This is a genomic window from Pseudoalteromonas pernae (assembly GCF_039831865.1).
Lineage (GTDB): Bacteria > Pseudomonadota > Gammaproteobacteria > Enterobacterales > Alteromonadaceae > Pseudoalteromonas > Pseudoalteromonas pernae.
On record NZ_JBDODM010000007.1, the window covers coordinates 41,898 to 60,401 of the forward strand.

21 protein-coding genes and 1 tRNA gene are annotated in these 18,504 nt (G+C 44.2%); 11 read left to right on the top strand and 11 right to left on the bottom strand.

Annotated elements, in window-relative coordinates:
• Window positions 1–72: 72 nt before the first annotated feature.
• A complete protein-coding gene (gene efp, locus V1358_RS15260) occupies window positions 73–639 on the bottom strand; it encodes an elongation factor P (RefSeq protein WP_347390253.1) in 567 nt (188 codons plus the stop codon).
• A gap of 40 nt (window positions 640–679) precedes the next feature.
• Here efp and epmB point away from each other — a divergent pair, with 40 nt between their 5' ends.
• Complete coding sequence (gene epmB, locus V1358_RS15265; RefSeq protein ID WP_347394104.1) at window positions 680–1,696, top strand: EF-P beta-lysylation protein EpmB; 1,017 nt, start codon at window positions 680–682, stop codon at window positions 1,694–1,696.
• Window positions 1,697–1,754: 58 nt separating this feature from the next.
• Here epmB and V1358_RS15270 read toward each other — a convergent pair whose 3' ends face one another.
• The gene (locus V1358_RS15270; protein WP_347390251.1) at window positions 1,755–1,967 is read right to left on the bottom strand and encodes a hypothetical protein; all 213 of its coding nucleotides are present in this window, start codon (window positions 1,965–1,967) and stop codon (window positions 1,755–1,757) included.
• A gap of 70 nt (window positions 1,968–2,037) precedes the next feature.
• On the opposite strand from V1358_RS15270, the gene V1358_RS15275 reads away from it, so the two are divergent.
• A complete protein-coding gene (locus tag V1358_RS15275; RefSeq protein ID WP_347394105.1) occupies window positions 2,038–2,337 on the top strand; it encodes a prephenate dehydrogenase in 300 nt (99 codons plus the stop codon).
• Here the strand turns inward: V1358_RS15275 and V1358_RS15280 are convergent.
• The 5 genes from V1358_RS15280 to V1358_RS15300 form a co-directional block, all read right to left on the bottom strand.
• Entirely contained in the window at window positions 2,334–3,140 is an 807-nt protein-coding gene (locus tag V1358_RS15280) for a TSUP family transporter (RefSeq protein ID WP_347394189.1), read from the bottom strand. The two genes, V1358_RS15275 and V1358_RS15280, sit on opposite strands and share 4 nt — an antisense overlap.
• Window positions 3,141–3,377: 237 nt before the next feature.
• The gene (locus V1358_RS15285; protein ID WP_347390248.1) at window positions 3,378–3,893 is read right to left on the bottom strand and encodes a DUF3016 domain-containing protein; all 516 of its coding nucleotides are present in this window, start codon (window positions 3,891–3,893) and stop codon (window positions 3,378–3,380) included.
• Between the two features lie 188 nt (window positions 3,894–4,081).
• Window positions 4,082–5,725 (bottom strand): chaperonin GroEL, encoded by a 1,644-nt coding sequence (gene groL, locus V1358_RS15290; RefSeq protein WP_347390247.1) that lies wholly within the window; start codon window positions 5,723–5,725, stop codon window positions 4,082–4,084.
• A 58-nt stretch (window positions 5,726–5,783) separates the two neighbouring features.
• The gene (locus V1358_RS15295) at window positions 5,784–6,071 is read right to left on the bottom strand and encodes a co-chaperone GroES (protein ID WP_105188484.1); all 288 of its coding nucleotides are present in this window, start codon (window positions 6,069–6,071) and stop codon (window positions 5,784–5,786) included.
• Window positions 6,072–6,184: 113 nt separating this feature from the next.
• Complete coding sequence (locus V1358_RS15300) at window positions 6,185–6,679, bottom strand: FxsA family protein (protein ID WP_347390246.1); 495 nt, start codon at window positions 6,677–6,679, stop codon at window positions 6,185–6,187.
• 140 nt (window positions 6,680–6,819) lie between these two features.
• On the opposite strand from V1358_RS15300, the gene cutA reads away from it, so the two are divergent.
• From cutA to V1358_RS15330, 6 genes are all read left to right on the top strand, one after another.
• Window positions 6,820–7,140, top strand: a complete 321-nt coding sequence (cutA, locus tag V1358_RS15305; RefSeq protein WP_347390245.1) for a divalent-cation tolerance protein CutA — start codon at window positions 6,820–6,822, stop codon at window positions 7,138–7,140.
• 11 nt (window positions 7,141–7,151) lie between these two features.
• Window positions 7,152–9,032: a protein-disulfide reductase DsbD gene (locus V1358_RS15310; protein WP_440589906.1), complete on the top strand. Its 1,881-nt coding sequence runs from the start codon at window positions 7,152–7,154 to the stop codon at window positions 9,030–9,032.
• Between the two features lie 372 nt (window positions 9,033–9,404).
• A complete protein-coding gene (gene aroQ / locus V1358_RS15315; protein ID WP_347390243.1) occupies window positions 9,405–9,857 on the top strand; it encodes a type II 3-dehydroquinate dehydratase in 453 nt (150 codons plus the stop codon).
• 25 nt (window positions 9,858–9,882) lie between these two features.
• Window positions 9,883–10,338, top strand: a complete 456-nt coding sequence (gene accB / locus V1358_RS15320; RefSeq protein WP_347390242.1) for an acetyl-CoA carboxylase biotin carboxyl carrier protein — start codon at window positions 9,883–9,885, stop codon at window positions 10,336–10,338.
• Between the two features lie 27 nt (window positions 10,339–10,365).
• The gene (gene accC / locus V1358_RS15325) at window positions 10,366–11,706 is read left to right on the top strand and encodes an acetyl-CoA carboxylase biotin carboxylase subunit (RefSeq protein ID WP_347390241.1); all 1,341 of its coding nucleotides are present in this window, start codon (window positions 10,366–10,368) and stop codon (window positions 11,704–11,706) included.
• Between the two features lie 232 nt (window positions 11,707–11,938).
• Window positions 11,939–12,015: transfer RNA gene (locus V1358_RS15330), tRNA-Ile, on the top strand.
• 75 nt (window positions 12,016–12,090) lie between these two features.
• On the opposite strand, the gene V1358_RS15335 is transcribed toward V1358_RS15330, so the two are convergent.
• From V1358_RS15335 to V1358_RS15345, 3 genes are all read right to left on the bottom strand, one after another.
• Complete coding sequence (locus V1358_RS15335) at window positions 12,091–12,999, bottom strand: tetratricopeptide repeat protein (protein WP_347394107.1); 909 nt, start codon at window positions 12,997–12,999, stop codon at window positions 12,091–12,093.
• 61 nt (window positions 13,000–13,060) lie between these two features.
• On the bottom strand, window positions 13,061–13,750 hold the full coding sequence (locus V1358_RS15340; protein ID WP_347394108.1) for a phage tail protein: 690 nt from the start codon (window positions 13,748–13,750) through the stop codon (window positions 13,061–13,063).
• A gap of 308 nt (window positions 13,751–14,058) precedes the next feature.
• Window positions 14,059–14,523, bottom strand: a complete 465-nt coding sequence (locus tag V1358_RS15345; protein WP_347394109.1) for a TlpA family protein disulfide reductase — start codon at window positions 14,521–14,523, stop codon at window positions 14,059–14,061.
• Window positions 14,524–14,678: 155 nt separating this feature from the next.
• Here V1358_RS15345 and V1358_RS15350 point away from each other — a divergent pair, with 155 nt between their 5' ends.
• The 3 genes from V1358_RS15350 (at window position 14,679) to yjjG (ending at window position 16,851) form a co-directional block, all read left to right on the top strand.
• Window positions 14,679–15,536, top strand: coding sequence for an HDOD domain-containing protein (locus V1358_RS15350; protein ID WP_347390219.1), 858 nt, complete (start codon window positions 14,679–14,681; stop codon window positions 15,534–15,536).
• A 95-nt stretch (window positions 15,537–15,631) separates the two neighbouring features.
• Window positions 15,632–16,174 carry an inosine/xanthosine triphosphatase gene (yjjX, locus tag V1358_RS15355; protein WP_347394110.1) on the top strand — a complete coding sequence of 181 codons (543 nt, stop codon included), beginning with the start codon at window positions 15,632–15,634 and terminating at the stop codon, window positions 16,172–16,174.
• Between the two features lie 2 nt (window positions 16,175–16,176).
• Window positions 16,177–16,851, top strand: a complete 675-nt coding sequence (gene yjjG / locus V1358_RS15360; protein ID WP_347394111.1) for a pyrimidine 5'-nucleotidase — start codon at window positions 16,177–16,179, stop codon at window positions 16,849–16,851.
• Window positions 16,852–16,929: 78 nt separating this feature from the next.
• Here the strand turns inward: yjjG and nagP are convergent, their stop codons facing one another.
• On the bottom strand, window positions 16,930–18,237 hold the full coding sequence (gene nagP, locus V1358_RS15365; RefSeq protein WP_347394112.1) for an N-acetylglucosamine MFS transporter NagP: 1,308 nt from the start codon (window positions 18,235–18,237) through the stop codon (window positions 16,930–16,932).
• Between the last annotated feature and the right edge of the window lie 267 nt (window positions 18,238–18,504).

The following is an 18,504-nucleotide window of genomic DNA, read 5'->3' on the forward strand; positions in this document are numbered from 1 at the left end:
TCGCCAAATAAAAAATCCCAGCGCGTAACCCGAGCTGGGATCATTACAAAGTAATTGTATCGCTTTGAGCGATTATTTTACACGGCTAACGTAGTCGCCAGATCGTGTATCAACTTTGATTACTTCACCGATTTGGATGAACAATGGCACACGAACAACGGCACCTGTGCTCAAAGTAGCAGGCTTACCGCCTGTACCCGCAGTGTCACCTTTTAGGCCAGGATCTGTTTCAGTCACTTCTAGCTCAACAAAGTTAGGTGGAGTAACTGCAATAGGGTTACCGTTCCACAATGTGATTGTGCACGAGTCGTTCTCTACCAACCACTTAACGTTGTCGCCCACTGCTTTTTCGTCAGCTGCGATTTGCTCAAACGTTTCATTGTTCATGAAATGCCAGAACTCACCGTCTGTATAAAGGTAAGCTAAATCTGTGTCCATTACGTCAGCGCCTTCAACAGTGTCGCCTGACTTGAACGTCTTTTCTAATACCTTACCTGAGATCAGCTTACGTACTTTAACGCGGTTAAACGCTTGACCTTTACCAGGCTTAACAACCTCATTTTCAAGGATGCTACAAGGCTCGCCGTCCATCATAAATTTAAGGCCACCCTTAAACTCGTTGGTGCTATAATTCGCCATCTTGTCCTCTAATCAACAATTTCGAGTAATTAACCTGTCAATGATACAAAGAATCGAAGTAAATTTGCATAAAAACTGGCAAAAAGAATTAGCAAATGTTGTCACTCGTCCAGAAGAGTTACTTACTTTACTCGAGTTGCCAGTGCAAGAATTCATTCCCGACAGCGAAGCTCGAACCCTTTTTAACCTGCGAGTGCCCCGCCCTTTCATTGCCAAGATGGAGAAAGGAAACGCACGTGACCCTTTGTTATTGCAGGTTTTACCTAGAAGACACGAGTTTGAAAAAGCCATAGGTTTTAGTGAAGATCCTTTGCTAGAACAAGATAACGAGCAGCCTGGGTTACTACATAAATACCGCTCTCGCGTGCTCTTAGTTTTTAAATCTGCGTGCGCCATAAATTGCCGTTACTGCTTTAGACGACACTTCCCCTACGGCGATAACCAGTTAAATAAAAAGGCACTGGCAGACAAACTCGCCTACATCGCATCGAAGCCAGAAGTAAACGAAGTCATTTTAAGTGGTGGCGACCCGCTGATGGCCAATGACGATCACATCGCATGGTTTGTTGAGCAGTTAGAAGCACTACCTAATATCAAGCGCTTGCGCATTCACACGCGTCTACCGGTTACGATTCCAGCGCGCATTACCCCTCAACTGTGCACAATATTAAATAATACACGCCTGCAAGTAGTTGTTGTGCATCACATTAACCATGGCAATGAGATTGATGAGGCATTCGCTAAGGCAACTGCGATGCTTAAAAGTGCAGATGTCACTCAATTAAATCAAGCGGTATTACTTCGCGATGTGAATGACGGCGCAGAGGCGCAGATCACGCTCAATGAAAAGCTTTTCGAAGTTGGTATTTTACCTTACTACTTACATCTGTTAGACAAAGTACAAGGTGCGGCTCATTTCGAAGTAAATGAAGACGAAGCTAAAGATATCATGGCGCAAATCATAAAAGCACTTCCCGGCTTTTTAGTACCAAAACTCGTGCGTGAAATTGGTGGCGAGCACAGCAAAACGCCGATTGATTTACACCTAGCCCCATAAGCAAAAAAAGCCCGCAACGAGTGCGGACTTTTATTGGTTCATTACGGCGTAACTGCTACTAAACGTGGATATTAATGTTGTTACCCAACGTTGATGTAACACCTGCGCTTGGACTTTGCGCCGCGCGGGTTACGTTTGCAGCAGATTCAATCAGCGCAATAGCGGCCTGTCCATCAGCTTGCTGACGTTTCTTGGCGAGCGCTGCGCTATAGATTTCTGCGCCTTGACCACTGCCACTCATGGCAGGGAGAGTGCCTCCAGATATATTCATAACGCTTACCTGACTTTTTAAATGAATCCACGTACCATATCGGCCAACTTCTCAAAAGCTTTAGAAGAAAATGAACTCAATTATCGAAAAACTTAACGACAATTTAAAACTGGCTTATCGACAAGCGCTTGATGCGGACCAAAAGTTAGATCAATTGCAAAAAGATGGTCATGGTAAATTTCAGGCTCTTTTCAATGAAGATGCGGGATTTAGTTTTGAAGCCAAGCGTTTCAAACCTTACGTATTAGATGTAGCCGCTGATGTTGATACCTTGAGTCAAAATGATGAACTTGACCCTGAATTACTGAAAACGACTGTTCTCAAACTTCAGAACTTACTGGCTTTATTAGCAACGTTTAAAACCAATTAGTGCGCGCTTAAACGTCGGCTGCGCAGCACACTGAATACCACCAAAATGGTAAGCCCTAATAATAGGGCTTTCATTTGCACTGCAAAATCAATAAGTAACAAGGTAGAGAGTACTTCCACCATAATTAATAGATAAATAAAACGTAGTACAACCCGTTCATGTACTTTACCTAATGCATAGGCTCCTAATGGCGCACCAATAGCCACAATAGGGGCTGCAAAAAACCATGCGTCGAATATAGGATTAGAAACAGAAAAGCGCCCAAGCAAAGTGAGGCTTACAATCCCGGCTATTGATACCAATGCCATCAAACATACTGTTGTGGGAATGAGCGCCTTTGCACTTACGCGCTGCCTGAGAACTAAATAGAAGAACAGTAAGGTGTCAGCACCGGCCCCAACAAAAGCACTCAATACACCACCGAGCAACGCCACCATAAAGAGTCCGGCGCCGGAGCGCCAAAGTCCATCTTGCTCGTTAATACTTTTAACAAGCAAGTAGCCACAGCCTAACAGCAAAAAAGTGTACAACACTTTGAGATGCGTATTGGCCACATTGAAATGCAAGCCAATTGCCAATCCTAACAATGCCAACGGCAGCACACTAACAAGCAGCGACCAATAAATTTTAACCTTTCGAGATACAAAAAAGAGAGTAGCAAAGCTCATTCCAACCGCTTGAATAGCCAGAGCAAAGGTTTTAGCATCAACCGCAGAGTAATCTAGGAGCTTTGTAAAAACGGGAAAAGCAACAGCACCACCACCTAAAGGTGTAGAGCCGGCAACAAATGAACCAAAAGCCATCGTCACTGAAGAACGCCAATTCGCAACCAAATCAGCGAAACTGAAGTAATTAAAAAAAACAATGCACCATAGGCTAAACAGCACGATAAGCATTACAGGGTAAAGGTGGGCTCTGGCCATCAAACTTAAAGCAATAAACTAGGCAAAATTCAGAGAAACAGATTACCACTTGTTAATCGTGAACGCAGCCGCCAATAACTAAAATGGCGCCTCAGTGGCGCCATGTAAACTTAGAATTTATCGGTATGTTTTAGTTGGTTCAATGCCCAACTCTGGATACAAGGTGTCTTGGAACCAAGAGCTGATCAAGCGAAAGTCATAGTAAAACTCTTTATCCGCATGGATTGAGCGCATGCGATCCATGAAGCCCATATCTTTGATTTTCACATCACCTTCGCTCAACACTTTCCCATCTTTGTCAGTCAATTGGTAACTAAACTCAATGCGCGGGATATACAAAGACTCAATAACACGAAATTCATTCATGCCGTAGCGAACGTCACCGGCTAAATCCAAATCTTTGATCTCAGCGCTAAACACATACCCCTCGGGAAGATTATTTTGCGCTTCAAAGTTAAAGTGCTTATCAAAGCGTTTAACTAGACGCTCTTGGAACCCCTTTCTTGTTTCATTTGCAGGACGAGCATCGGTGTAATCCTTTAAATCGCCCCATTTGATCTTTGCTTCGCCTGCATAAGAGCTCACAGACGTAACAAGTGCGGCTGCGGTAAGTAATAATGTGGCTGCTTTCATAACATTCTCCAAATGTAGTCTGCTTTAATATAGACCCTTCTGTTACCGTTTAGATTACAAAATGCCCAATAAATTCGTTAATAAGTGTAATCTATTATGCTTATTTGTACCGAGCGCAATCACTTGAGTCAAATATGAAAAACCCAGCCGAAGCTGGGTTTTTTGGAAGCTAAATAGCTAGGGGATGATTACATCATGCCGCCCATGCCACCCATGCCGCCCATGCCGCCCATATCTGGAGCAGCTTCTTCTTTAGGAATTTCAGCAACCATTGCTTCTGTGGTGATCATAAGACCAGCAACTGATGCAGCGAACTGAAGAGCAGAACGCGTTACTTTAGTTGGATCTAGGATACCCATTTCGATCATGTCGTTGTATTCGCCGTTTGCAGCGTTGTAACCATAGTTACCGTCGCCCGCTTTAACTGCGTTAACAACAACAGATGCTTCATCACCTGCATTAGAAACGATTTGACGAAGAGGCGCTTCCATCGCACGTAGTGCAACGGTAATACCGTGGTTCTGGTCTTCGTTGTCAGCAGTTAGTGATGCAATCTTAGAAGCAACACGTACTAGCGCAACACCACCGCCAGGTACTACACCTTCTTCAACCGCAGCACGAGTTGCATGTAGTGCATCTTCTACGCGGTCTTTCTTCTCTTTCATTTCAACTTCAGTAGCTGCGCCAACTTTGATTACTGCAACACCGCCAGCTAGTTTAGCCATACGCTCTTGTAGTTTCTCTTTGTCGTAGTCTGAAGTTGCTTCTTCGATTTGTGCTTTGATTTGTGAAACACGGCCGTCGATTGCAGCTTGGTCACCCGCACCACCGATGATTGTTGTGTCGTCTTTCGTGATCACTACACGTTTAGCAGTACCTAGGTCTTCAACAGAAGCTTTCTCAAGCTCTAGACCGATTTCTTCTGAAATCACAGTACCGCCTGATAGGATTGCGATGTCTTGTAGCATTGCTTTACGACGGTCACCGAAACCAGGCGCTTTTACAGCTGCTACTTTCACGATACCGCGCATGTTGTTTACTACCAACGTTGCAAGAGCCTCACCTTCTAGGTCTTCAGCGATGATTAGTAGCGGCTTGCTTGTTTTTGCAACACTTTCAAGCGTAGGTAGTAGCTCACGAATGTTTGAGATTTTCTTATCAACAAGAAGAATGTGTGGGTTATCTAGCTCAACCGCACCTTTTTCTGGGTTGTTGATGAAGTAAGGAGATAGGTAACCACGGTCAAACTGCATACCTTCAACAACGTCTAGTTCGTTTTGAAGTGATTGACCTTCTTCAACAGTGATAACACCTGATTCACGGCCTACTTTCTCCATTGCTTCTGCAATGATGTCACCGATTTCTGAGTCAGAGTTTGCTGAGATAGTACCAACCTGAGCGATTGCTTTAGTGTCTGAACATGGTACAGAAAGTGCTTTTAGCTCTTCAACAGCAGCGATCACTGCTTTGTCGATACCGCGCTTAAGATCCATTGGGTTCATGCCCGCAGCTACTGCTTTTAGGCCTTCGTTTACGATAGCTTGAGCTAGCACTGTTGCAGTAGTCGTACCGTCACCGGCTGCGTCGTTGGCTTTAGAAGCAACTTCCTTGACCATCTGCGCGCCCATGTTTTCAAACTTGTCTTCAAGCTCGATTTCTTTCGCTACAGAAACACCATCTTTAGTGATTGTAGGTGCGCCGAAAGATTTGTCTAAAACAACGTTACGGCCTTTAGGACCTAAAGTCACTTTTACTGCATCAGCTAATACATTCACGCCTTTAAGCATTTTAGCGCGAGCATCATTTGCAAAACGAACTTCTTTTGCTGCCATTATTCTTTCCTCTAAATTCTGTTTAATTCGGGTCTTGAGTCAACATCAGGGAGGCGTATTAGCCTACGATACCTAGGATGTTGTCTTCACGCATGATTAAGTATTCTTGACCTTCGATCTTTTCAGTCTTCTCAACGTAAGAACCGAAAAGTACGGTGTCACCTGCTTTAACTTCTAACGCGCGTACTTCGCCGTTATCCAATACACGGCCATTGCCCACTGCAACTACTTCACCACGCGAAGATTTCTCTGCGGCAGAACCGGTAAGCACGATGCCGCCAGCAGACTTGGTTTCTTCTTCTAGACGCTTAACGATCACGCGATCATGTAAAGGACGAATGTTCATTTGTTTAGTTCTCCTAACAGTTTCTGAACAACTACAGAAAAGTCTTTAAATTTGGTTGTCTTCTCTTATGGGGGTGAGCGATTTAAAACCCAAGAGTAAAGAGTAAAAATTTTTTACTCTTTACGCTCAAACTCCCCTTCAATTGTGGTGTTTGATTTGCTGTGCTCGGTGTGCACAGAATGCTGCTGTGCACTGTGTTGATGCGTATGTGAACTGTGATAATGGGCACTGAAACCACCGCTTTGAGTCATATGTACCTGAGCTTGTGAAGCAAAAGCCGAGGACATACGCTTACGCACCGCTGGTGTTAACAATAAAAAGCCGAACACGTCAGTTACAATTCCGGGTGTGAGTAATAAAACACCCGCGATAATGACACAAATTCCGGTAAACATTTGCTCAGCAGGCATTTGCCCTTGCGCCATTTGCAATTGCGCATCGCGCATCGCGCTTACACCTTGTTGCTTAACTAACTTAGCGCCGATAATCGCTGTAATGATGATAAGTGCAATCGTCGCAAAGCCGCCAATAACTTCACTGACTTGAATTAGTAATGCGATTTCAATGATTGGAACGATGATAAAAAGTAGAAATAATGCTCTAAACATAGGGGCTCTCGTTTAAGTCGATGAAATAAATGTGCGGCTGACAAGGTCACTTTTCAAGTCTTCTGTCGACACTCTATAGGTTTTAACTTTGCTATCCGCTAGTATGGGGGTTAGAAAAAGGACACATTAAAAGGTTCATTATGACAACTCACTATCGATTGATATTCACGACATGCGGTAATAAAGAAGAAGCTAGAACAATGGCAGAACAGCTGGTGCAGCTGAAACTGGCTGCGTGCGTGAACATCCTTCCAGAAGTAGAGTCTATCTACGTATGGCAAGGTGAAGTAACCAACGCAACAGAAACCAAGTTGCTGATTAAAACTAAATCCGAAAAAATGAACCAAGTGATCCAAACAATCAAGAAACTTCATAGTTATGAAGTTCCAGAGATTCAGGTGATTGACGTTACAACTGGAAACTTGGCTTACTTTAATTGGATGGACGAGGTATTAAATTAATGCGATTACTAATGCGCGTGCAGCTATTATTGCTCGCTTTGGTATTCAGCTCTGTGAGCTTTGCCAACAACTCAGTATTGAATAGTTTACTAGAGCCTACTCAACAGACATTTTTACCTGTAGAAGAGGCATTTAAGCTGGACTTCGATCAACAAAACAGCACCCTGTTTGTAGGCTGGGATATTGCCCCTGGTTATTATCTTTACAAACATAAACTTGAGTTTATCGCCAAAGGCGCGCAGATAGAGCCGCCAAAAGACATGCCCAAAGGCGAGATGATTGAAGATGAGTTTTTTGGCCGCACCGAAGTTTATTTTGAGTCCTTAAGCACGGTTTCTAAGTTATCTAACATCACTGAAGGCGCAGTGGTAAAAATTCGCTATCAAGGCTGCGCAGAAGCAGGACTTTGTTACCCGCCTGAGGTTGTAGAAATTCCTCTGACGGTACTTGCTGATACTTCAGAGACTAACCAAGCAACAGTTGCGGATACATCTAACAATACACGCCAAGATGATGAAGACTTATCTCTAACAGATAAGTTGGCAAGTCAAAGCTTGGTTACAAACCTCGCGTTCTTCTTCATTGTCGGTATCGGTTTAGCATTCACGCCATGCGTGTTTCCCATGTTCCCTATTTTATCGAGCCTTATTGCCGGTCAAAAGAATTTATCAACCAGCAAAGCATTTAGCCTATCGTTTGTGTATGTTCAAGGCATGGCCATTACTTACGCTATTTTAGGCTTAGTTGTCGCATATTTTGGTGGCCATATTCAGGGCTACTTACAACATCCTTATGTGCTCATCAGCTTTAGCTTACTGTTTGTGTTGCTCGCATTATCTATGTTCGGCTTTTATGAAATCCGCCTGCCCGCTGGCATGATGGAAAAACTAACGAACGTCAGTAATAAACAAAAAGGCGGCAATTACGCAGGCGTGTTCTTTATGGGTGTACTTTCTGGCCTTATAGCCTCACCTTGTACTACGGCTCCTTTGTCTGCGGCCCTTCTTTATGTAGCGCAGAGCGGCGACTTTGTAGTCGGCGGTTTAACACTATACGCCTTGAGTTTAGGTATGGGCCTGCCGCTACTATTGCTTGGTACATCTGGCGGCAAACTGCTACCAAAAGCAGGTGGTTGGATGGAGCAAGTCAAAACCCTATTTGGCTTCTTGATGTTGTTCGTACCACTGATCCTGCTAGAACGCATTTTAGCGTTTGAAGTTATTATGCTTATGGCTGGCCTACTCGCTATTGCGACAGCAACCTACCTGCATTATTGGCAAAGCGGCCAATCACAGGGGGCGGGTAAAACAACCTTATGGAGCATGGCGATGGTGTTGTTTGTAGGAGGCTTGTTGCTAGTACAGAATTACCTGTGGCCTAAGCCTTCTTTAGAGCAAGCCAACAGTGCTGCCCAAGAGATTGCCACAAAAGTATCGCAGTCCACTGCCAACAAGCTCATTAAAGACAATCTCAACTCGCTAAATCTAGACGTTGACTCAGCCGCTGTTAGCAACATAGACGAAACAAGCTCGCAATTCATTCGTGTCGCTGATTTAAATGAACTAAATGCACTTCTAGCGACAACTGACGGTCTTGTAATGGTCGACTTATATGCTGACTGGTGCGTTGCATGTAAAGAGTTTGAACACTACACCTTCCCCAAAGAACAAGTTCAAGAGCAGTTTAAACACTTCACGCTAGTACAGATTGATTTAACCAAAACCAACGACACGACTATTGAACTAATGGAAGAGTTTACCGTTTTTGGCTTACCAAGTATTTTGTTCTTCAATAGTGAAGACCAAGAACTGTCATCGCTACGAGTAACTGGCTTCCTCGGCGCTGATGAATTCGCGGCTCACTTACAAAAAGTACGAGATAAAAGCGAATAAACAGCGTAAATAATAAGAAAAGCGCCTACTTGGGCGCTTTTTTTTTATTTCATGTTGTCCAAACCTTTACCAACTCTTGAAATGACAAAAATGCTCTGAATATCTGGCAAATCGCGCTTTTTTTAAACTTTTAATCCTTGTTCATGTCTACTGAAAAGGCGTTTTTAAGCCTTTTGTCGTTCTTTTGGGCGACACCCCAAATTATAAGGTCGAGGTGATTAGACCAGTATTTTGCTGCTATTTACCGCGAACTCACTATAATAGTTCGCTAAAGTGAGAAAAGTTTGCTATTCGCAGCTTTTGCCCTTAAGTTTATAACAGATATTCGTACGAATACTTATAACTCACAAGATAAAGGATTTTAGTCGCATTATGACTGCAAAGTTTAAGATTTTAGTCATCAATGGCCCCAACTTGAATATGTTGGGCCGTCGAGAGCCAGATAAATATGGCTCGAAGACACTAATACAAATTACCGATGAACTAAATGATGCAGCTGCGGCGCTCAATGTTGAACTTGAGCATTTTCAAAGTAACAGCGAAGCCGCACTGATTGAGCGTATTCACGATGCTTGGCAGCAAGTTGATAGCATTATTATCAACCCTGCCGCATTCACGCACACCAGTGTTGCATTACGTGACGCCCTATTGAGCGTTGCCATTCCATTCTTTGAAGTGCATCTGAGCAACATTCATCAACGGGAGGCCTTCCGTCACCACTCTTATTTTTCAGATGTGGCGCAAGGTGTTATCTGTGGTTTTGGTGCAATGGGCTATCAATTCGCGCTACAAGCAGCGGTGAGCCGGTTGCAAGATTCGAATTAAAAACTAACTAACAGGCGGGTTTTTCATGGACATTCGCAAAATTAAAAAATTAATCGAACTTGTTGAAGAAACAGGTATTGCTGAACTAGAAATCACTGAAGGTGAAGAGTCGGTACGTATCAATCGTCATAGCCCTGCTCCGGTAGCTATGCCACAACAGTATTCTGTGCCTGCACCAGTTGCTGCACCAGCTCCTGCAGCAGCACCCGCTGCTGAAGCACCAGCTGCGGCACCTGCACAACCTACTGGTCACCAAGTTAAATCTCCAATGGTAGGTACTTTCTACACTGCATCTTCTCCGGAAGCTCCTGCATACGTAGAAGTGGGTTCAAAAGTAAATGTTGGCGACACGCTTTGTATCGTTGAAGCGATGAAAATGATGAACCAAATTGAAGCTGATAAAGCAGGTACTGTTAAAGCTATCTTGGTTGAAAATGGCGAGCCAGTTGAGTTCGATCAACCACTTTTCATCATCGAATAATCGCGCAACCCAAACAAGGCATCAACTATGTTAGATAAAGTTGTAATCGCAAACCGAGGTGAAATTGCACTTCGCGTGCTGCGCGCCTGTAAAGAGCTCGGTATTAAAACGGTTGCGGTACACTCTACCGCCGACCGTGATTTAAAACACGTGCTTCTTGCAGATGAGACTATTTGTATTGGTAAACCAGCAGCTTCTGAAAGCTACCTCGATATTCCTCGTATTATCGCAGCAGCTGAAGTAACTGACGCAGTCGCTATCCACCCTGGCTATGGTTTCCTTTCAGAAAACGCTGACTTTGCCGACCAAGTTGAGCAAAGTGGCTTTATCTTTATCGGCCCTAAAGGCGACACGATTCGTGTGATGGGCGATAAAGTAATGGCTATCGAAGCGATGCGTAAAGCTGGCGTACCTTGTGTACCTGGTTCTGATGGTCCGCTTACTGAAGACAACGAGCGCAACATGCAAATCGCTAAGCGCATCGGTTATCCAGTAATCATCAAGGCTGCTGGCGGCGGCGGTGGTCGTGGTATGCGTGTTGTTCGCAGCGAAAAGGAACTTGTAAACTCGATTGCTCTTACACAACAAGAAGCAAAGCAGTTCTTCGGTAATGGCATGGTTTACATGGAAAAATTCCTAGAAAACCCTCGTCACATCGAAGTTCAAGTACTTGCTGATGGTCAAGGCAATGCAATCCACCTAGGTGAGCGTGACTGTTCAATGCAGCGTCGTCACCAGAAGGTTGTAGAAGAAGCGCCAGCACCAGGTATTACAGCAGAAATGCGTAAGTACATTGGTGAGCGTTGTACGCGAGCATGTCTCGAAATCGGTTATCGCGGTGCGGGTACGTTCGAATTCCTATATGAGAATGGCGAATTCTACTTCATCGAAATGAATACACGTATTCAGGTAGAGCACCCAGTAACTGAAATGGTTACCGGTATCGACCTTATCAAAGAGCAGCTGAAAATTGCTGCGGGTCAACCTCTATCAATCACTCAGAACGATGTTGTGATCCGTGGTCACGCGATTGAGTGTCGTATCAATGCGGAAGATCCTAAAACGTTTATCCCTTCACCGGGTAAAATTACTCGCTTCCACCCTGCAGGTGGTTTGGGAATTCGTTGGGATAGCCACATCTATGCAGACTACACTGTTCCGCCACACTACGACTCAATGATCGGTAAGCTGATCTGTTACGGTGAAAACCGTGACGTAGCGATCGCTCGTTCACGCAACGCATTGAACGAACTTGTGATCGACGGTATTAAAACCAATACTGAGTTACACAAAATTATTTTGTCGGACGAGAACTTCCAAAATGGTGGCACAAACATACACTATCTTGAGAAGAAACTTGGCCTATAAATAAAATGTTAAGCAAAGCCAAAAGCCGACGTTAGTCGGCTTTTTTTATTTTTAGGTGTAAATTTTCCAGTTTTGAGTAGATCGGCTAATAAGTAAGCGATTGATTTCTACAAACATAAATAATCGCCAGCTAGCTAGTGACAAGGCCTAGAAAACTTTTTATACTGCTCGGCGCTTACTTGAGGATATCTCCTATCCTTAAAAATCACAGTGAGCATCAAAGATACAAAATGGCCCTATAGCTCAGTTGGTTAGAGCGCACGACTCATAATCGTTAGGTCCCTGGTTCGAGTCCAGGTGGGGCCACCATTTACTAAATCCTCATGTACCTCAGAATTCATTCGCGCCTATATACCTAACGTTGTTAATACCCTTCCAACAAATTTAGCGCACCTTACTTTCAATAAATTCCTCGACTTGCGAGTCCAGTTTCGTTTTCCACTGTGTAGGTAGTTCACGTTCAACTTCAGCTAAAAACTGTGTTGCTTGTGCTGTTGGGTTTACATGATGCGCAGCTTTTGCCCATAGGTAGCTTTTTGCCAACAGGGCTGAGCCATCAGTGGCGCTAGATTGCAGCTTTTTCCAATACATCTTCGCTGTTGGTTCATAGGCTTTTTCCATAAAACGAGATGAAGCTAATTCCATCAAGAAAAGCGCTCTATTGGCTGTGTCTTCCCCTCCTTGCTGCTGGCCAATAAGCCGCAGATAGATCTTTGCGAGCTTATATGCGGCTTCTCCTGAGTCATTATTTATTGCTTGGGTATACCAAAACTCTGCCTGCTCTATATTGAATACTTCGCTGTAGTTTGCGTATATGTCGCCCAATGTCACTTGCGCTTTAAGTGCACTTCGTTGCGCCGCTTGTTTGCACCAATTTATGGCTAATGGTAGATTTCGCTGTTGCCACTGAGTACCTAAGTATAAACGGCCTATGTCACAAGCAGCTTCGTATACGCCATCGTTATACGCTTTTTTAAACCATTCTTGAGGCTTGTCACTGATATCAACACCATGGTTATGCACAATACAATAACCATATTCCTGTTGTGCAACTGGGATGCCATTTTTTGCGGCATACGAAAATAACTCACACGCTCTTTTCGGGTTTGACTCTACTTGCCCCCAACCGTTCTTATAAAATAGAGCTAATGAAAAATGAGCTTCTGTGGAGCCTTGATTTACTAGCGCTGAAAAGATTTCAAAAGACTGTTCATAGTTTTCTGCAGCAAGCGCCTCATACCCACTTGCAAGAGAGCCATTTGAACTCTCAGCATAACTTGAAGATAGGGGCATTAAGCTAGAAATGAGCAATAAGCACGCTAAATGACCCCTTGTTGATTGCCACAGCATCGAGTTAGTTTCTCGAAGGGTAAATGCCTTGAATTGCAATAGCCCAAGTTACCGCAACATATGGCATCCGATTCTCATGAGATAACCCACCTCCCGTATCAGCGACAGCCGTCAAGGCCGTAAGGTTATTCTGTGCAACCAAACTAAATGAAATTGAGTCGGTATTCATCATGACATCCGGAGCATCGGACGCGTATCTCAACCCTCCCAGAGAGTTGCCCGCGGGACTTTTCGAATCTGCTTTACCGCTGAAGGCATATAGATCAACAACACCATCTATGTCTATATCACCTGAGATATCAGTTAGTGCGATATGAGAGTGCGCCGGCATCTGCGCTGGTGACAGGGTAACTTGCTCTACCCCACCTCTAGCACCGAGTTGATAATTATTTAAACCCGGGCCATTTCCCCAACCAATTAGAGCGCGACCACGGGTGTCTGGTAAAGCGAAAGTTGTACGTCCATCACCACCATATGTGGTGCCTACAATAGAAAACAAAGCTGTATTCTGAGCAATAGATAATATCTGGCCATGAGCCAAGGCATATCCTCGTGGTGCGAAGTTTCCGGCAAATGCACACATACTTCCGAGGAGCTGTGTACCGTCTCCAGCGCAGGCAAACGCGTTAGTACCAAACATGATTGTAGGTATCATGCTCGCTGTCACTAGCAATTTTTTAGTGAATTTTTTCATATTCTAACTCCTTTACTAGATAAGTTAAGGAAGCAAAATTGTTGGCTTTACCGCTAGTGCCATGAATAACTTAGAGTTAGTCTTCAACAATGCATTTGTTAATTAATAATTAACTTTGAGAGTATAGGTTAGTTTTGAGAAGGTAAGTCGCAGTGTTTAACAACGATTAATTTGATCAAGATGTGCCGCAGGGTTCACCATGCTAAAAGTGACACGTCGTGAGGGTATTATTAGTCTATGATTCAGCCCTAACGCTTTATGCGATGTCCAGCACAAACGCTAGACATCGAAATACATTTAAAATGCAATTAATCAAACCGAGATAACGCACTTGCAAGTGTACCTTCTGGCTTTTCAATAACACGAGCGACCTCTTTGTCGCCGTCTAAAACGATGAAAGTGGGTGTGTACTTAAGGCCGAATTTCTTGGCTATGCCGTTATCATCCTCTTTTGCGTAATCCACTGCGACGAGTTTCAATTCGGCAAGCTCAACATCGGCCTGAGCAAGTAACTTTAACAGGCGTGGAACCTCTCGATGACTGTCATGACACCATGTGCCAAACAGGACCACGATAGATTTACCTTGCAGTTTCTGCATTAGGACAAGGTCTTCATCAGTGGTTTCAAATTTTTCATATTCTTTTGAAAAATCGTCATATTTTTCAAGTAACGTATGTGAATCAAGCTGACCAACAAATGGCTCTGAGGCCCAAGACGGAACAGCCAATGTTAGTGAAAAAATCACCATAAGAGTTTGAATAAGTGTGTGCATAGCAGAATTAGCTTTGGTATGTTGAGGAACTTATTTTAGACGGTACCGCTGTTCGGGGCGTCTGTCTAATTAAAAACTACTTAATAGTTTTCATGAGTTTACTGATGCGCGTTTACATTATTAGGCTAAACTTAGCTTACTAACTCGGGGGAGACATGCAACGCATTGATGAACAGCTGCTTTCACAGCTAGAGGCGGGGTTTAAGCTACCGGTAAAACCAACCGCATTACATCTGTTACAAGAAGAATTGAACCGCCCTGAGCCTTGCCTTGATACGGTGAGCGAGTTGGTTGCGGCAGATGTTGCTATGTCCGCAGCAATACTGCGCGTTGTGAACTCTCCTGGTTTCGGTCAAAACCAAGAAATCGCTGATATTAAGTACGCGGTTATCTTGCTTGGTTTAAACACTATTAGCCATATTGCATCACGCTATTTAATCAAGCAGGTGTTTCGTCAAGAAGCATGCTGTATTTCACTCGCACGTTTTTGGGACACGGCTACGGAAATATCTCGCCTGTGTTCATACCTCGGCCAAGGCGTTCGCAATAAAAACATTCAGGTCGACAATTTACAAACACTAGGTCTGTTCCACGATATCGGCATTCCAATGATGGCGATGAACTTTCCAGATTATGTTCACGTGCTGAATGAAGCGAACGACAACATCAATGTGTCGCTCACAGAAATTGAAGACAAACGCTACCCTTGCAACCACGCCATTTTAGGCTTTTATATGGCGCATTCGTGGCATTTACCCAATATTCTTTGCAATACCGTACTCAGACACCATGACACTGAATTCCTTGACGAACAGCGTACTGAAGAAGAGCGGATTTACTACAGTGTGTTAAAGGTCGCTGAAAACATCGCTCACTACCACAAACGCTTTCGCAACATAAACTACTGGAGCAGCCTGCAACCTAAAGTGCTAGAAACACTGGGCTGGGAAGAAAACCAATATCAAAATTATCTTGAAGCGGGCGAATCCTTACTTATTTATGGCTCCAGCTAAGTGGCGGTTAAATTCACATCACACCACTAAAATCTGTAATGAGACATGGTACACTGCTTCGCATTATTGAATGTCGATAAGTGATAGTCAGCAGCATGCAAAATAAGCGAATAACCCTTGTTGTTGGGTCTAAAAACCCCGTTAAAGTTAACGCCGCAAAAACTACCTTAGCCACCTACTTTCCTGAATGTGAAATTGACTGCAGAGGCGTTGATGCCCCATCAGGCGTTGCCGATCAGCCTTTAGGTGAGAATGACACCCTGATTGGTGCACAAAATCGCGTGAGTCATTGTCAGGCTCATTATGACGCTGATTTTTATATGGCGATGGAAGGGGGAGCGGCAAGTTTTGAATACGGCGCTGCCACTTTTGCCTATGTGGTGATTAGCCACAAGGGCAGCCAAAGTGTGGGCCGCAGCTGCAATTTACCACTGCCACAATCACTTTATGCCAAACTAGAGCAAGGCGAAGAACTCGGTGATGTCATGGATGCCGCATTCAATACCACAAATATTAAACAACAAGGGGGTGCCATCGGCCTGCTCACACAGGGTCATGCCACACGACAAAGTACCTATCAGCAAGCGCTGACGCTGGCGATGGCTCCTTTCATTCACCCTGATTTATTTAAGAGCTAACAATGCGTTATCCATGGATTTTATTCGACGCTGACGAAACGCTGTTCCACTTTGATGCGTTTGCAGGGCTACAGCTACTTTTTTCTAAGCTCAATATCGAATTCACAAAAGAAGATTACCAGGAGTTTGACCGGGTAAATAAACCACTGTGGGTGCAGTATCAGAACAATGAAATCACGGCAAAGCAGCTGCAAGAAAGGCGCTTTTCTAGCTGGGCTGAGCGCGTCGATATTGCACCAAGCCAACTCAATTTATTGTTTATGGAAGCCATGGCCAGCATCTGCGAGCCTTTACCTGGGGCGATAGAGTTACTGAATGCCCTCAGGGGCAAAGCCCGATTGGGCATTATTACCAATGGCTTCACTGAGCTGCAAAGTGCACGACTTGAGAAAACAGGCCTACGAGGCACGTTTGACTGGTTAGTGATCTCTGAGCAAGTAGGCTATGCCAAGCCACATATGGCGGTGTTCGAGCACGCCTTTGAATTAATGGGTAACCCACCAAAACATGAAATTCTCATGGTCGGTGACACGTTAGAGTCTGACATCCAAGGTGGCATCAATGCAGGAATCGACACCTGTTGGTTAAATCGACTAGAGAAAACCGCACCGGAACACCTACGCCCTACGATTGAAGTGAAGTCTCTTTGTCAGTTACGTTCATTGTTGATGGAATGATAGACATAAAAATGCCAGCAGATGCTGGCATTTACACGGGATGATTTCGAAAAATCTAGAAATAAGTTCGTTTTGGAATTACTTCCAAGAGGTCATTTTATGACCTTTCAAAGCATAGAAGAGGATGAACAGATAACAAGGCAACATCACAAGATAAGCACCTTGTTGACCTTGCGCAGTGCCTTCTGAACCACTCGCTAAGCCCCAGAATACTGGACCAAACGCACCACCAGCGATACCCATAATTAATAAGCCTGAACCTACACTCGTTAACTTGCCTAAACCAGATAAAGCCAGTGGCCAAACAGCTGGCCAAACAATGGCGTTGGCAAAACCAAGTACGGCAATCAGTACCAGTGGATCAGGCAGAGCGACACCACCGAATGGCACTAAGATAGCATTTGCAATCAGGGTTGATTGCGCATCGCCAGAGACGATTGCTAGGGTAAGTAAACAACCCAAAACCGCGGAAACAGTCAGTGCCGTTTGTTGTGAGATAACGCGTGGAATAAGCACAATGCCTAGCGCATAACCGATCACCATACACACCATAGTGTAGGAGGTCATCACACTGTATTTTTCAACACCTAACGCCAGTGCAAATGTACCAATGGTATCACCAGCGATAACTTCTACCGCTACATACACAAACAAAGCGACAACACCTAACGCAAGGCTTGGACGCGCCAGCGCAGCTTTAACTTGGCCTTGCTCTTGGCTTTGCTCTTCATCATCAACCAACTCAGGTAATGGCGAGAATTTCACTGCCAATGCAAGAATACCGATGAACAACGCCATACCGATGTAAGGCATGATCAAGCTATTGGCCATGTCATTGATCTCGGATTGCGACAGTTCTTTGCCCACAGAACCGGTGAAGTTACTTAAAATAAGCGCTGTAAATACCATAGGTGCCAATACACCTGCACCTTTATTAAGAATGCCCATTACACTCACGCGTGCTGCTGCTGACTCTTCAGGCCCTATGCGAACAACATACGGGTTTACCGCTGTTTGCAGTAACGTTTGGCCAATACCCATGACTAGCTGAGCGAAAAGAAACATTGCGAATACTTGTGTTTTAGCTGCTGGCACATACAAGAAACCAGCTAGCATCATCACCGCCATACCCAGCGCCATACCATTTTTATAGCCAATTTTGCGGATAATCATCGCAGAAGGGACTGCGGTGAAGGTCACGGCGATGTAGAAAGAGAACAAAATTAATGACGCTTGAAAAGGCGTCAAATCGAGAATTTGCTTGAGGTATGGCATCAATGAGCCGTTTAACCACGTCGCAAAACCGAGGATAAAAAACAGGGTGGCAACAATGGCCATTGGCACAAAGTTGCTTTGTTTGTTAGTAGTAGACACTGTTGCTTCCATAAAATCTTCTCGTTGTCGATTTATATACCATCAAAACGGCGGTATTCATAATCATGAACGCCTCGCTTTGATGAGCACGGCTGAGTTGAGTTGCTGTGCACCAGACGCTCGCTGGTTAGCTATTATTGTTGTAGTCGCACCACATTCACCCTCTGTTAGATTAAAACCAACAGATGATTTACAAAAATGACAGCGCTGCCATAAACTTTACGTCAAAAGCGATTACTTTACCAGCAGGAATTCAGCGACTGAATTAAAAGTATAATA

Coding starts and splice junctions, on each gene's coding strand:
- efp (WP_347390253.1), bottom strand. CDS start 639: ATGGCGAATTATAGCACCAACGAGTTTAAGGGTGGCCTTAAATTTATG.
- epmB (WP_347394104.1), top strand. CDS start 680: ATGATACAAAGAATCGAAGTAAATTTGCATAAAAACTGGCAAAAAGAA.
- V1358_RS15270 (WP_347390251.1), bottom strand. CDS start 1,967: ATGAATATATCTGGAGGCACTCTCCCTGCCATGAGTGGCAGTGGTCAA.
- V1358_RS15275 (WP_347394105.1), top strand. CDS start 2,038: ATGAACTCAATTATCGAAAAACTTAACGACAATTTAAAACTGGCTTAT.
- V1358_RS15280 (WP_347394189.1), bottom strand. CDS start 3,140: ATGGCTTTTGGTTCATTTGTTGCCGGCTCTACACCTTTAGGTGGTGGT.
- V1358_RS15285 (WP_347390248.1), bottom strand. CDS start 3,893: ATGAAAGCAGCCACATTATTACTTACCGCAGCCGCACTTGTTACGTCT.
- groL (WP_347390247.1), bottom strand. CDS start 5,725: ATGGCAGCAAAAGAAGTTCGTTTTGCAAATGATGCTCGCGCTAAAATG.
- V1358_RS15295 (WP_105188484.1), bottom strand. CDS start 6,071: ATGAACATTCGTCCTTTACATGATCGCGTGATCGTTAAGCGTCTAGAA.
- V1358_RS15300 (WP_347390246.1), bottom strand. CDS start 6,679: ATGTTTAGAGCATTATTTCTACTTTTTATCATCGTTCCAATCATTGAA.
- cutA (WP_347390245.1), top strand. CDS start 6,820: ATGACAACTCACTATCGATTGATATTCACGACATGCGGTAATAAAGAA.
- V1358_RS15310 (WP_440589906.1), top strand. CDS start 7,152: ATGCGCGTGCAGCTATTATTGCTCGCTTTGGTATTCAGCTCTGTGAGC.
- aroQ (WP_347390243.1), top strand. CDS start 9,405: ATGACTGCAAAGTTTAAGATTTTAGTCATCAATGGCCCCAACTTGAAT.
- accB (WP_347390242.1), top strand. CDS start 9,883: ATGGACATTCGCAAAATTAAAAAATTAATCGAACTTGTTGAAGAAACA.
- accC (WP_347390241.1), top strand. CDS start 10,366: ATGTTAGATAAAGTTGTAATCGCAAACCGAGGTGAAATTGCACTTCGC.
- V1358_RS15335 (WP_347394107.1), bottom strand. CDS start 12,999: ATGCCCCTATCTTCAAGTTATGCTGAGAGTTCAAATGGCTCTCTTGCA.
- V1358_RS15340 (WP_347394108.1), bottom strand. CDS start 13,750: ATGAAAAAATTCACTAAAAAATTGCTAGTGACAGCGAGCATGATACCT.
- V1358_RS15345 (WP_347394109.1), bottom strand. CDS start 14,523: ATGCACACACTTATTCAAACTCTTATGGTGATTTTTTCACTAACATTG.
- V1358_RS15350 (WP_347390219.1), top strand. CDS start 14,679: ATGCAACGCATTGATGAACAGCTGCTTTCACAGCTAGAGGCGGGGTTT.
- yjjX (WP_347394110.1), top strand. CDS start 15,632: ATGCAAAATAAGCGAATAACCCTTGTTGTTGGGTCTAAAAACCCCGTT.
- yjjG (WP_347394111.1), top strand. CDS start 16,177: ATGCGTTATCCATGGATTTTATTCGACGCTGACGAAACGCTGTTCCAC.
- nagP (WP_347394112.1), bottom strand. CDS start 18,237: ATGGAAGCAACAGTGTCTACTACTAACAAACAAAGCAACTTTGTGCCA.